Source organism: Micromonospora sp. NPDC005257 (genome assembly GCF_042872445.1).
Lineage (GTDB): Bacteria > Actinomycetota > Actinomycetes > Mycobacteriales > Micromonosporaceae > Micromonospora.
In genome coordinates, this window is the sequence record NZ_JBIAKL010000009.1 from 306,454 (window position 1) to 318,958 (window position 12,505).

The window sequence follows — 12,505 nt, forward strand, 5'->3', positions numbered from 1 at the left end:
CTGATCCCGGCGATCATGAAGTTGGCGGCGACATATCAGGCAGCCGGCGCCGCCAACTTCATGATCAACGGGGTGGGGGGAAGTGCAGGAGGGTCTGGATGCGGGGGGTCAGGTGGTGCCTGGGGCGGGGGGTTCCGTCCAGGGTGGTCACCTCGACCGGGCCGCGTAGGGAGCTGGTCAGCCAGATGGCCTCGGCGGCGTGCAGGTCGGGCACCGTGGGCAGGTGCTCGCCGGCCGCCAGGCCCAGTTCGGCCGCGCGTTTCAGCAGGTGGTGGGCGGTCACGCCGGGCAGGATTCCGGTCTGTGCCGCAGGCGCCGTGAGGAGACGGCCGCCGCTCAGCCACACCACGTTGGCGGTGGGCCCCTCCAGCACGTAACCGTCGGTCGAGACCCAGAGCACGTCGTCCACGCCGGTCCGTTGCGCCCACCGGCGGGCGGCGGTGCTCAGCGCGTACGAGGTGGACTTCACGCCGCTCGGCAGCCACCCCAGCTCCGGGCGGGACCGGGCGGCCACCCCGAGCGGCAGCGTGGCCACCGTCACCCCGTCGCGCCGGGCCGCCCGGGCCAACGCGGGCACCTCGCCGAGCGTGGCGTACACCGTCGGCGGCCCGCCACCCTCCGGCCCTCGCGTGCAGACCAGCCGCAACGCGCCCTCGGCCTGCGCGGGCCAGCCGGCGCACACCGCGTCCAGCAGCTCGGCCAGCGCGGCGTCCGGAGGCAGCGGCAGGTCGATCACCGACGCGCCGGCCCGCAGCCGGGTCAGGTGCGGCTCCAGCAGCCACGGCCGCCCGTCGCGCAGGTGCAGCGTCTCGAACAGGCCGTCGCCGTGCAGTACGCCCCGGTCGTCGCCGCGCAGCACCGGCTCACCCGCCGGTACGAGCCCTCGGCCGAGCACCGCCACCCGTGTCGCCTCCACCGGCGCAGCGTAAATGGCGTACCCCGGCGGCGGACCGGCCGGCGCGGCGGCCGAACTATGATCGAAGGGTGTCCGAATCCTCCCTCGCGGAAATGCTCCGCTCACGCGGGCTGCGGCTGACGGCGCAGCGGCAGCTGGTGCTCCAGGCCGTCCTGGATCTGGGGCACGCCACCCCGGAGCAGGTGCACACCGCGGTCCGCGAGGTGGCGGCCGGAGTCAACATCACCACCATCTACCGGACGCTGGAGCTGCTGGAACGGCTCGGCCTGGTGACGCACACGCACCTGTCGCACGGTTCGCCGACCTACCACGCGGCGGGTGAGCACCAGCACGTGCACCTGGTGTGCCGGGAGTGCGGGGCGATCGACGAGATCTCTCCCGAGATGTTCCGCCCGCTCGCCGACCAGTTGGCCGAGCAGCGCGGGTTCCAGGTCGACATCGGGCATGTCGCGCTCTTCGGGGTCTGCGGCCGCTGCGCACAGAACGGGGAACGCACATGATCGACATCGCCGGCGCGGTGACCACCGACGCCATCGACGACAAGACCCGGGACCAGCCGGAGCCGGCCCACCGGGCGGCCGGCGTCGGCCCGGTGGCCGCCCACTACGGCGACCCGATGCGCGAGCAGCGCCTCCTGGCCACCGGCGTGGGGCTGGTCGACCGCTCGCACCGGGGCGTGGTCGCGGTGCCGGGCGAGGAGCGGATCAGCTGGCTGCACACGCTGACCAGCCAGCACCTGGCCGCGTTGGCGCGGTGGCAGGGCACCGAGCTGCTGGTGCTCTCCCCGCACGGGCACGTCGAACAGCACGCGATGGTCGCCGACGACGGCGAGACCACCTGGCTGGACACCGAGCCGGGGATGACTGAGGGCCTGCTGTCATACCTGGAGAAGATGCGGTTCTTCAGCCGGGTCGACCCGCGCGACGCCACCGCCGAGCACGCGCTGCTGTCGCTGGTCGGGCCGGAGGCGTCCGGCGCGCTGGACACGCTCGGCGTCACCGGGCTGGCCGGACCCGACGTGGTCGCGGTGCCGGGTCCGAAGTTCCGTTCCGGCGAGCTGCCCGCGCGGCCCTCGGTGGTGTACGACGTCAAGCCGCTCCCCGCTGGCGGCTGGGCCCGGCGGGTGGCGCTCGGCGTCGACCTGCTGGTGCCCCGGGCCGCGATGGACGAGGTGGTCGCCGAGCTGCGGGGCGCCGGGGTGCCGGTGGCCGGGCTGTGGGCGTACGAGGCGATGCGGGTGGCCGCCAAGCGGGCCCGGGCCGGCGTGGACACCGACCACCGGACGATCCCGGCCGAGGTGGACCTGATCGCCCCGGCCGTGCACCTCGACAAGGGCTGCTACCGGGGGCAGGAGACGGTGGCCCGGGTGCACAACCTGGGCAAGCCGCCCCGCCGGCTCGTCCTGCTGCACCTGGACGGCGTGGCGAGCGATCAGCCGCCGGTGGCCGGTACGCCGGTGACGCTCGACGGCCGGACCGTCGGCTTCGTGGGCACCGCCGTGCAGCACTTCGAGCTGGGTCAGGTGGCGCTCGCCGTCCTGAAGCGCAACACGCCCGACGACGCCCGCCTGCTCGTCGGCGAGAGCGCCGCCGCGATCGACGCGTAAGGAAGGGTCCCTTCTCAACGCCTCCGGTGGAGGAAGGGTCCCTTCTTGACGCGGCTCGCACCGGAAATCCTCCGGTCGACCCGGCGTCGGAGGCCGGTCTAGGATCCGGGGCATGACGACAGGGACGTTGATCACGGTTGCCCCCACCGGCGCGGAGTCGGCGAAGGCGGAGGTGCCGGCGCTGCCGGTGACGCTCGACGAGCTGCTGCTGACCGCCAAGGAGTGCGAGGCGCTCGGCGCCGCCGTGATCCACGTCCACATCCGCGACGACGACGCGCGGCCCACGCTCGACCAGGGGCGGCTGCGCGACACGGTGGCGGCGCTGCGGGAGAGCACCGACCTGATCGTGCAGCTCTCCTCCGGGGGCGCGGTGACCGACCCGGAGGCCGCCCGGCTGGCGGTGCTCGACGCCGGGCCGGACATGGCCTCCTGCACCATGGGCACCGTCAACTTCGGCGACGACGTGTTCCTCAACCGGTGGGAGTTCATCGTCGACCTGCACACCCGGATGCAGGAGCGCGGCGTCGTCCCCGAGTACGAGATCTTCGACCTGGGCCACCTCACCGCGTTGCAGCGGCTGCTCGGCAAGTACGGCCTGCCGCACGGCGGGCACGTGCACGTCGACTTCGTGATGGGCGTGCCGGGCGGCATGCCGGGCACCACGGCGACGCTCGTGGCGGCCCAGCAGATGCTGCGCGACCTGCCCGAGGGCACCACGTTCTCGGCCACCGGCATCGGGCGCAGCACCATCCCGGTGATGCTCGCCTCGCTGTCGACCGGCGGTCACCTGCGCGTCGGCATGGAGGACACGGTCACGTACGCCAAGGGTCGCCCGGTGGAGTCCAACATGCAGCTCGTCGCGCGGGCGGTGGGCTTCGCCCAGCTCGCCCAGCGGCCCCCGCTGACCACTGCCGAGGTCCGCACGCTGCTCGGCGTCCCGGCCGCCGCCCGGTAAGCGGCGCAGCGGCCGACGGCCCTGTACCGCCCTGGACGACGTCGCAGGTCACCCCGCCGCCCACCGGGCCCGTTCCGTCGGTACGGTCCATTACGTGGGAAAGACGTACGAGGGCGGCGTGCCGCTCGCCGAGGTGGTCCGGTCCGGCTTCGTGGAGGGCGTCCACCGGGGTTCCGTGGTGGTGCTCGACGCCGCCGGTGAGCCGGTCGCCGGCGCCGGCGACGTCACCTCGCCGATCTTCCCCCGCTCGTCGAGCAAGCCGATGCAGGCGATCGGGATGCTCCGGGCCGGGCTGCCGCTCACCGATCCGGCCGACGTGGCGCTCGTCACGGCCAGCCACGCCGGTGAGGAGTTCCACGTCGAGCGGGTGACCGCGCTGCTGCGCGACGCCGGCCTGACCGAGGACGCGTTGCACAACCCGCCGGACCTGCCGTTCGGCGAGGCCGCCCGGGAGGCGGTGCTGCGGGCCGGCGGCGGTCCGGCCCGGGTGCTGATGAACTGCTCCGGCAAGCACGCCGGCATGCTGCGCACGTGTCTGGCCGCCGGCTGGCCGCTGGACGGCTACTGGCGGCCCGAGCATCCGCTCCAGCGGGGCCTGACCGCCACCATCGAGGAATTCACCGGCGAGCGGGCGGCGGCGGTCGGGGTGGACGGCTGCGGCGCGCCGGTGCTCGCCGTCTCGCTGACCGGGCTGGCGCGGGCATTCCTGCGGCTGGTCAGCGCCGAGCCGGGCACCGTGGAGCGGACGGTGGCGGACGCCATGCGGGCGTACCCGGAGCTGGTCGGCGGCACCCGGGCGGAGGACACCCGGCTGATGCGCGGCGTACCCGGTCTGCTCGCCAAGATCGGCGCGGAGGGCGTGATCGCGGCGGCGGTCCCGGGGGTCGGCGCCGTCGCCCTGAAGATCGACGACGGCGCCGCGAGAGCTCGCACACCCGTCCTGGTGTCCGCCCTGGCCCGCCTGAACGTGCGCGCCCCCATCCTCACCGAGTACGCCGAGCCACCCTTGTTGGGCGGCGGCCTCCCGGTAGGAGCCATCCGCCACGCCTGGTGACCCTCGGCTGCGGCGATCTTGCACTTATCGCCCCGGCAGACTGCCCATTCCGGACGAGCCGAGGGCCACAAGTGCGCGATCGCGCGCAGGAACCACGGTCAGGGGAGGAAGGACAGGAGGGCGGCGTTCGCCTCGGCGGGGCGCTCCAGGGGGAGCAGGTGGGCCGTGTTCGCCACGTCGGGGAGGCGTACACCGTTCGGGGTCTCGTCGGCGATGCGGTCGGCCAGGCGGCGGATGTCGGCCAGGTCGTCCGCGCCGGCGGCGGCCAGCACCGGTGCGCGCAGCTCGCCCAGCCGGTCGATGGCCGGCGGGTCCAGCTCGCCCACCTCGATCGCGCTCAGCGCCTGCTCGGCGGCGAGCGCCCGGCGGTCCATCTCCTCGGCGAACCGGATCAGCTCCGGGCCGACGTCCTCCGGGCGGCGGGTCGGGCCGACCACCCAGAAGCGCACCTCCCCGGCGGCGGTGGCGGTGAGGTCCTCCGGGTCCACGTCCCCGACCAGCTCCTCCCAGAGCTGCTCGGTCTCCTCGGACCACTCATGGCCGGAGATCGCGGCGCCGAACAGGGCCAGCGCCGAAACCCGCTCCGGGTGGGCGAGCGCGGCGTCCACGGCGACCCGGCCGCCGAACGAGCAGCCGACGAGCGCGGCCCGCTCGATGCCCAGCGCATCGAGCAGTCCGATCACGTCGTCGTGGTGGGCGAACGGCGCGGGCGGCAGCTCCGACTCGCCGTAGCCGCGCAGGTCCAGGGCGAGCGCCCGGTGCCGCTGAGCGAGCGCCGGGACCTGCTCGCGCCACATCCGCCGGTCGGCGATGCCGGCGTGCAGCAGCACCACGGCGGTGCCGCTGCCGCTCTCGTCGTACGCGAGCTGGGCGCCGTTGATATCGATCTTGGTCACGGATGAGAACGGTACGGACCGGACATGGGCCCCGCAACCCGCCTCTGGTGACCCTGCTAACTCTGGCTAGCGTTTTGCTTGCAGCAGTTAGCAGCGCGAGCTAGCGTTGAGTCATGGCCACCAGCAAGGACCTTCCCGATGTCGGCGGGTTCATTCGCGACCTGCGGCGCAACGCGAAGATCTCACTGCGTCAGCTCGCCGAGCAGGCCGGCGTCAGCAATCCCTACCTGAGCCAGATCGAGCGCGGGCTGCGCAAGCCGAGTGCTGAGGTGCTCCAGCAGCTCGCCAGCGCGCTTCGTGTCTCCACCCCGGCGATGTACCTGCGCGCCGGGCTGCTCGACGACAAGGAGGGCCAGGGTGTGCTCGCGGCGATCGCCGTCGACCCCGAGCTGACCATGGCGCAGAAGCAGTCGCTCACCCAGATCTACGAGACGTTCCGGCGCGAGAACGCCCGCCTGGCCGAGGCGACCGAGGCGGCCACGGCGTCCGAGGCGGTTACGGCGTCCGAGGCGGCCACCACGGCCGAGCCGGGCGAGAAGGCCACCGCGACGGAGGCGGCCGCGAACACCGAGGCGGCCAGCGCGCCGGAGGCCCCGGCGACGGTCGCGGCGGCCGCCACCGGTCTGGTCACGCCGGCGGGCACCCCGACCGAGGCGGTCCTCGAATCGGTGGCCGTCACCGAAGCGGGCGCCGCGCCGGCCCCGACCACCGCCGCCCCTGAGCACACGACCGCCCGCCGGGCGGCCCGGAAGGCCGCCGGTGCGGCCGAAGAGGAGCAGTCATGACCACCCAGCCGAAGACCAACCGCATCCCCGCACCCCTCTACGCCGCCGCCGGCGCCGGTGAGCTGGCCCTGGAACAGCTGCGCAAGCTGCCCACCGTGGTCAGCGGCCTCGGCACCCGGGTCGTCGCCGACCTCGGCGGCAAGGCCGTCGTCACCGGCTTCGAGCTGCGCCAGAAGGCCACCGAGACGCTGAAGACGGCCAACGAGACCGCCACCGGGCTGCGCGAGCGGGCCGTCGCGACCGACCTCGACCAGCTCCGCGGGGCCGCCAACCTGGAGAAGCTGCGCGAGGCGGCGCACATCGAGAAGCTGCGCGAGGCCGCCACCCGCAACGCCGCCGTCGTGGTGGCCGGTGCGTACGCCGCGCAGGAGCGCGCCCTGGCCGCGTACGCCGAGCTGGTCGCCCGCGGCGAGCGGGTCGTCGGCGCCGGGGTGCTGGAGGCCGCCGACACGGTGAACGCCGACATCGAGGCCACCGAGGCCACCGGCATCGACGTGGCCGTGAAGGCCGACGCCGCGACGAAGGCCGACACCGCCGGCAAGGCCGACACCGCCGGCAAGGCCGACGTGGCCCCGAAGCCGGCCGCCACCGCGCCGGCCGAGGTGCCCAGCCCGGCTGAGGTGGCCGAGGCGGTGGCCGCCAAGCCGGCCGCGGTGAAGCGGACCCGCGCCACCAAGGCGACCGCGACCAAGGCCGCCACCAAGACGACCGCCGCGAAGCCGGCCACCCCGGCGGCGAAGCTGCCGAAGACCACGAAGCGGACCCGCCCGGCCGCCGAGTGATCCGTCGCACCAGCGGGACCCCGGACAACGTCTTGTCGGACGTTTCCGGGGTCTCGGCATAAGCTTGCCCCCATGGCCATCGCCGCGCCGATTTTCGCGTTCGCAGTCCAAGACGTGATCCAGCTGATCCTGCTCGTCTTCGCCCTGGTCGTTCAGGGAGTGGCGCTGGTGCACGCGGTCACCCAGCGCGGCGACGGATTCGCCGCGATCGGCACGCTGCCCAAGGGCGGCTGGGTCGCCATCCTGGCGGTCTGCCTGCTGTTGACCCTGCTCGGCTTCGGCCCGATCAGCCTCTTCGGACTGATCGGTATCGCGGCCGGTCTCATCTACCTGCTCGACGTGCGGCCCGGCCTGCGGGACCTGCACGACGGCCGAGGGTCCTGGTGAGAGGTTTCCGCTGGCCCCCGCCGCCGGACGGCGGTCCCCGCACCTGGGGGCCGGGTCCCGGCGCGCCCCGGACCGGGCGGCCCGCGCTGCCGGAGCCGGAGACGGAGCTGGTCGCGACGCCGCACGGCGTGAGCCTGGAGCGCCTGGTCACCGGCACCGGTGAGCCGGTCACCGTGTTCGCGCACGGGCTGGGCAACGGCATCGCCACCACCCGTCCGTTCGGCAGCGGCGTCGCCGGTCGGCGCATCTTCTTCCAGTTCCGTGGGCACGGCCGCTCCGACTCCCCGCCCGGCCCGTGGAGCTATCTGGATCTCGCTCGTGACCTGCGTGCGATCTCGGACCTGGGCGGCGCGACCAGGGCGTTCGGCGCCAGCCTCGGAGCGGGCGCGCTCTGCCGGCTGCTCGCCGAGAGCCCGGAACGCTTCGAGCGGCTCGTCTTCTTCCTGCCCGCCGTGCTGGACACGCCGCGTGGCGAGGTGGCGCGGGCCCGGCTCACCGGCCTGCTCGACGCGGTGGCCGAGGGTGACGCCTCGGCGCTCGCCGACGTGGTGTCGCTGGAACTGCCGCCGTCGGTGCGCAACACGCCCGCCGGCTGGGCCTATCTGCGGCAGCGGCTCGACCAGTTGCTGCGCGACGGGCTCGCGCCGGGTCTGGCCGACCTGCCCGGGCAGGCCCCGCTCGACGACGCCGGGTCGCTCGCCGCGGTCACCGCGCCGGCGCTGGTCATCGCCGCCGCCGACGACGACCTGCACCCGGTCGCCGTCGCCGAACGGCTGGCCGCCGCGCTGCCCAACGCCACACTGCACGTGTACGACCGGCCCGGTGTGCTCTGGACCGAACGCGCCGACCTGCGGGGGCGCGTCTCGGAGTTCCTGAACGGGTAACGTCGCCGTCCATGGGCGTCACACACCACGGCCGTACGCACCGGCTCGACCTCGCCGACCCGACCCTGCGCGAGTGGACGTGCCGGGTGCTGGCGGCCGATCCCGAGCAGGGCATCGTGCTGGACCGGTCCGCGTTCTACCCCGGTGGCGGCGGGCAGCCGCCGGATCACGGGGTGCTGCTCTGGCAGGGCGTACAGACCCGCATCGTCGGCACCCGCAAGGGCGACGACCTGTGGCTGATCCCGGCCGAGGGCGACCCGGTGCCGCCGGTCGGCACCGAGGTCACCGGCGCGGTGGAGGACGCCCGCCGGACCATGCTGATGCGTACCCACTCCGGGCTGCACGTGCTCTGCGGCGTGGTGTTCCGTGACTTCGGCGCGCTCGTCACCGGCGGCAACATGGAGCCGGGCGAGGCCCGGATGGACTTCAACCTGCCCGAGGTGCCGCCGGACTTCAAGGCCCGCATCGAGGAGCTGGTGAACGCCGAGGTGGCCGCCGACCGGTCGGTCGCCGTGCGGGTGCTGCCGCGCGCCGAGGCGCTCGCGCTGCCGGACATCATCCGTACCCAGTCGAACCTGATCCCGCCGGAGGAGCAGGAGGTGCGGATCGTCGACATCGTCGGGCTGGACGTGCAGGCCGACGGCGGCACGCACGTCGCCTCCACCGCCCAGATCGGCAAGGTCCAGGTGGTCAAGGTGGAGAGCAAGGGGCGGGCCAACCGCCGGGTACGCGTGCGCCTGGCGGACTGACCCGTCCGGTCACCGCGGCAGGTGAGCGGCCCGGACGGCGAGCAGCCAGCGTTCCACTGTCTTCTCGTCCGGGCGCTCCGGCAGCGGCGAGCGGATCCGGTCGAACTCGGCCTCGGCGTCCGCCACCAGGGCCTGCGCATCGTCCAGCGCGCCTCCGGCGACCCGTTCGCCGAACGCGCGGAACCAGTCCGGGTCGGCGAGGCGGATCTCCAGCACGCCCGTGGCGTACAGCGCCCGGCCCTGGTGCAGCAGCCGGGCCAGGTGCCGGGCGTGCTTCGCCGAGCGCCGTCGCCCACCGGTGTCCGTCGGGGTGGCGGCGAGCCTGCGGAACTGCTGCGCGGCGTACCCGAGGTAGGCGTCGCGGACCCGGGGCGCGCTGAGGAACGCCGACCGGATGGCGATCAGCTCCTCGCCGAATGCGGTACGCGTCTCGTAGCAGTCGTCGGGCAGCCACATCAGCTCGGTGGCTGTCGGGTTGCCGCTCAGCGCCAGCAGCGCGTACTTGCGGGCCTCGTGCAGGGTGACGTCCGGCTCGGTGGTCACGACCGACTCGCGGGGCGGGCGCAGGCCGTGGAACGCGACCGTGGGCGCGGCGAACACGCCGAGCCGGTCGGTGTCCGAGCCGGGACCGGCCAGCCCGTACGCGACCGAGCCGACGATCCCGGACAGCAGCAGGTGCATACCGGTGATGATCGCCCATCCGGGTCTCCCGGGAAACCGGACTTCCGCTGTCAGGTATCTGTTACACGGTGATCCCATGAACTCACCACTGACCGGAACTGTCGCGCTCGTCGCGGGCGCGACCCGGGGCGCCGGCCGGCAGATCGCCGTGCAGCTCGGCGCCGCCGGAGCCACCGTCTACGCCACCGGCCGCACTACCCGGGAGCGCCGCTCCGAGATGGACCGGCCGGAGACCATCGAGGAGACCGCCGAGCTGGTCACCGCCGCCGGGGGCACCGGGATCGCCGTCGCGGTCGACCACCTCGACCCCGAACAGGTACGCGCCCTGGTCGAGCGGATCGACGCCGAGCAGGGCCGCCTCGACGTGCTCGTGAACGACGTCTGGGGCGCGGACCCGCTGATCACCTGGGAGAAGCCGGTCTGGGAGCAGCCGCTCGACGCCGGGTTCCGCACGCTGCGGCTGGCAGTCGACACGCACATCATCACCAGCCACTTCGCGCTGCCGCTGCTGATCCGCAACCCGGGCGGGCTGGTCGTCGAGGTCGGCGACGGCACCAAGGAGCACAACGACAGCGAGTACCGCCTGTCGGTCTTCTACGACCTGGCGAAGGTGTCGGTGAACCGGCTCGGCTTCAGCCAGGCGCACGAGTTGGCCCCGCACGGCTGCACAGCTGTCGCGCTCACGCCCGGCTGGCTGCGCTCGGAGGCGATGCTCGAACACTACGGCGTCACCGAGGCCACCTGGCGCGACGGCGCGAAGACCGAGCCGCACTTCGTCATGTCGGAGACGCCGGCGTTCGTCGGGCGCGCGGTCGCCGCTCTGGCCGCCGACCCGGACCGGGCCCGCTGGAACGGGCAGTCCCTCGACAGCGGCGGCCTGGCCCAGGTGTACGGCTTCACCGACATCGACGGCACCCGCCCGCACTGGGCCCGCTACTACGAGGAGGTGGTCAAGCCGGGCAAACCGGCCGACGACGCCGGCTACCGCTGACCGGCGTCCTTCGACGGTTCGGTGTAGAGCGCCGCCGCGCGGCGGGCCGCCTCGGCGAAGCGAGCCCGCAGCTGCGGCGGCGCCAGCACCTCCACCTCCGGGCCGAGCGCCAGCAACTGGCTGTACGCCACGTCCACCGACTCGACCGGCAGTCGCAGCACCAGCCGCCCCTGCTCGTCCGGCGGCCCGGCCGCGTCGACGGCCTCGGTGTAGACGAACGGCGCGTCCACCAGGCGCTGCAGCGCCCGCAGCCCGGCCGGGCCGAGCCGCACCGTCACCCGCTCCCGCAGCAGCTCCCGCAGAAACGCGCCGGCCTGCCCCCGCCAGTACGCCCCGAGGTCGAAACCCTCGTCCCGGTCGAAGCCGTCGGCGCTCACCTCGACCGCCACCACCCGGTCCGCCCGGTACGTCCGCCAGGCGTCGCCGACCCGGCCGACCAGGTACCAGACCCCGTTCTTCAGCACCAGCCCGTACGGCGCCAGCGTGCGGGTCACCTCCCGGTCCCCGCGCCGGTAGCGCAGCTCGACCATCCGGTCCCGCCAGACCGCCCGGGCCAACTCGGCCAGTGCCGGCGGCGGCGCGGTCTCCCGGAACCAGCCGGGCACATCCAGGTGGAACCGCTGCCCGGTGCGCGCGGGCGCGTCCCGCAGGCTCGGCGGCAGCGCGGCGAGCACCTTCAGCTCGGCGGCGGCCACCGAGTCGGCAAGCCCCATGTCCCCGGCCGGACCGGGCAGCCCGGCCAGGAACAGCGCCTCGGCCTCGTCCCGGCTCAACCCGGTCAACCGGGTCCGGTAGCCGCCCAGCAGCCGGTAGCCGCCGGCCCGGCCCCGGTCGGCGTACACCGGGACACCGGCGGCGGAGAGCGCCAGCACGTCGCGGTAGACGGTGCGCTCGGAGACTTCCAGCTCGCGGGCCAGCTCGGCGGCGGTCATCGTCTCCCGGGACTGGAGCAGCAGCACAAGCGAGATCAGCCGGGACGCACGCACAGGCCCATTGTGGTGCACCGGCAGATTAGGCTGTGCCGTCGTGAACGCCTCCCGTACCGTCGCGCCCGTCACCGGCGCGGCCACCCGCTTCCTCGGCGGCGCCGGGCTGCTGCTGCGCGGCTTCGGCATGTACGTCCGCAGCCCGAAGCTGATGCTGCTCGGCGTGATCCCGGCGCTGATCACCGGCGCGCTCTACGTCGCCCTGTTCGCCACGCTGCTCTACTTCGTCGACGACCTGGCGGGCTGGCTGACCCCGTTCGCCGACGACTGGTCGTCGCCCTGGCGCGGCCTGCTGCGGGGCGCCGCCGGGCTGGCGGTGGTCGGGGTCGCCGGGCTGGTCGGGGTGCTCACGTTCACCGCCGTCACGCTGGTCATCGGTGACCCGTTCTACGAGGCCATCTCGGAGCGGGTCGAGGACCGGCTCGGCGGCACCCCCGGTGCGGTGGACGTGCCGTTCTGGTCCTCGCTGCGACGCAGCCTCGCCGACTCGCTGCGCCTGGTGGCGCTGTCCGCGCTGATCGGCGTACCGCTGTTCGCGGCCGGTTTCATCCCGGTGGTGGGGCAGACGGTGGTGCCGGTGGTCGGCGCCCTGGTGGGCGGCTGGCTCCTGGCGCTGGAGCTGGTCGGCGCGCCGTTCTACCGGCGGGGGATGCGGCTGCCGGACCGGCGGGTGCGGCTGCGCGCCGACCGGGCGACCGCGCTGGGGTTCGGGGTGGCGGTCTTCCTGTGTTTCCTGATCCCGCTCGGCGCGGTGCTGGTCATGCCGGCCGCCGTCGCCGGGGCCGCCCTGCTGGCCCGCCGCTCGCTCGGCCAGCCGATCGAGGAGAGCTGAC

15 protein-coding genes are annotated in these 12,505 nt (G+C 74.1%); 11 read left to right on the forward strand and 4 right to left on the reverse strand.

From position 1 onward, the window contains the following. Window positions 1–64: 64 nt before the first annotated feature. Entirely contained in the window at window positions 65–916 is an 852-nt protein-coding gene (locus ACFYO8_RS20870) for an aminotransferase class IV (protein WP_354868543.1), read from the reverse strand. A 92-nt stretch (window positions 917–1,008) separates the two neighbouring features. On the opposite strand from ACFYO8_RS20870, the gene ACFYO8_RS20875 reads away from it, so the two are divergent. From ACFYO8_RS20875 to ACFYO8_RS20890, 4 genes are all read left to right on the forward strand, one after another. Continuing rightward, window positions 1,009–1,416, forward strand: a complete 408-nt coding sequence (locus ACFYO8_RS20875) for a Fur family transcriptional regulator (protein ID WP_354869155.1) — start codon at window positions 1,009–1,011, stop codon at window positions 1,414–1,416. Beyond that, window positions 1,413–2,522, forward strand: a complete 1,110-nt coding sequence (locus tag ACFYO8_RS20880; protein WP_354868541.1) for a folate-binding protein — start codon at window positions 1,413–1,415, stop codon at window positions 2,520–2,522. The genes ACFYO8_RS20875 and ACFYO8_RS20880 overlap by 4 nt, the downstream gene beginning before the upstream one ends. 112 nt (window positions 2,523–2,634) lie before the next feature. After that, on the forward strand, window positions 2,635–3,477 hold the full coding sequence (locus ACFYO8_RS20885; RefSeq protein WP_354868539.1) for a 3-keto-5-aminohexanoate cleavage protein: 843 nt from the start codon (window positions 2,635–2,637) through the stop codon (window positions 3,475–3,477). Between the two features lie 94 nt (window positions 3,478–3,571). Further along, entirely contained in the window at window positions 3,572–4,531 is a 960-nt protein-coding gene (locus ACFYO8_RS20890; protein WP_354868536.1) for an asparaginase, read from the forward strand. Between the two features lie 98 nt (window positions 4,532–4,629). Here ACFYO8_RS20890 and ACFYO8_RS20895 read toward each other — a convergent pair whose 3' ends face one another. Next, window positions 4,630–5,427 carry an alpha/beta hydrolase gene (locus tag ACFYO8_RS20895; protein WP_354868534.1) on the reverse strand — a complete coding sequence of 266 codons (798 nt, stop codon included), beginning with the start codon at window positions 5,425–5,427 and terminating at the stop codon, window positions 4,630–4,632. A gap of 113 nt (window positions 5,428–5,540) precedes the next feature. On the opposite strand from ACFYO8_RS20895, the gene ACFYO8_RS20900 reads away from it, so the two are divergent. The 5 genes from ACFYO8_RS20900 (at window position 5,541) to ACFYO8_RS20920 (ending at window position 9,014) form a co-directional block, all read left to right on the forward strand. Beyond that, window positions 5,541–6,212 (forward strand): helix-turn-helix transcriptional regulator, encoded by a 672-nt coding sequence (locus tag ACFYO8_RS20900; RefSeq protein WP_355047188.1) that lies wholly within the window; start codon window positions 5,541–5,543, stop codon window positions 6,210–6,212. After that, window positions 6,209–6,994, forward strand: a complete 786-nt coding sequence (locus ACFYO8_RS20905; RefSeq protein WP_355047189.1) for a hypothetical protein — start codon at window positions 6,209–6,211, stop codon at window positions 6,992–6,994. The genes ACFYO8_RS20900 and ACFYO8_RS20905 overlap by 4 nt, the downstream gene beginning before the upstream one ends. Before the next feature lie 72 nt (window positions 6,995–7,066). After that, entirely contained in the window at window positions 7,067–7,381 is a 315-nt protein-coding gene (locus tag ACFYO8_RS20910; protein WP_030504568.1) for a DUF2516 family protein, read from the forward strand. After that, window positions 7,378–8,265, forward strand: a complete 888-nt coding sequence (locus tag ACFYO8_RS20915) for an alpha/beta fold hydrolase (RefSeq protein ID WP_184688886.1) — start codon at window positions 7,378–7,380, stop codon at window positions 8,263–8,265. Before ACFYO8_RS20910 ends, ACFYO8_RS20915 begins: the two co-directional genes overlap by 4 nt. Before the next feature lie 11 nt (window positions 8,266–8,276). Then, entirely contained in the window at window positions 8,277–9,014 is a 738-nt protein-coding gene (locus ACFYO8_RS20920) for an alanyl-tRNA editing protein (RefSeq protein ID WP_184688883.1), read from the forward strand. A 9-nt stretch (window positions 9,015–9,023) separates the two neighbouring features. Here ACFYO8_RS20920 and ACFYO8_RS20925 read toward each other — a convergent pair whose 3' ends face one another. Further along, the gene (locus tag ACFYO8_RS20925) at window positions 9,024–9,695 is read right to left on the reverse strand and encodes a DNA polymerase beta superfamily protein (protein WP_363927471.1); all 672 of its coding nucleotides are present in this window, start codon (window positions 9,693–9,695) and stop codon (window positions 9,024–9,026) included. A 76-nt stretch (window positions 9,696–9,771) separates the two neighbouring features. Between ACFYO8_RS20925 and ACFYO8_RS20930 the strand changes: the two genes are divergently transcribed. Next, window positions 9,772–10,686: an SDR family oxidoreductase gene (locus ACFYO8_RS20930; RefSeq protein WP_184688879.1), complete on the forward strand. Its 915-nt coding sequence runs from the start codon at window positions 9,772–9,774 to the stop codon at window positions 10,684–10,686. Here the strand turns inward: ACFYO8_RS20930 and ACFYO8_RS20935 are convergent. Then, a complete protein-coding gene (locus ACFYO8_RS20935; protein WP_387189784.1) occupies window positions 10,677–11,672 on the reverse strand; it encodes a helix-turn-helix transcriptional regulator in 996 nt (331 codons plus the stop codon). The genes ACFYO8_RS20930 and ACFYO8_RS20935 overlap by 10 nt on opposite strands. Window positions 11,673–11,712: 40 nt before the next feature. Here ACFYO8_RS20935 and ACFYO8_RS20940 point away from each other — a divergent pair, with 40 nt between their 5' ends. Continuing rightward, entirely contained in the window at window positions 11,713–12,504 is a 792-nt protein-coding gene (locus ACFYO8_RS20940) for an EI24 domain-containing protein (protein ID WP_354868513.1), read from the forward strand. Window position 12,505: the final 1 nt, after the last annotated feature.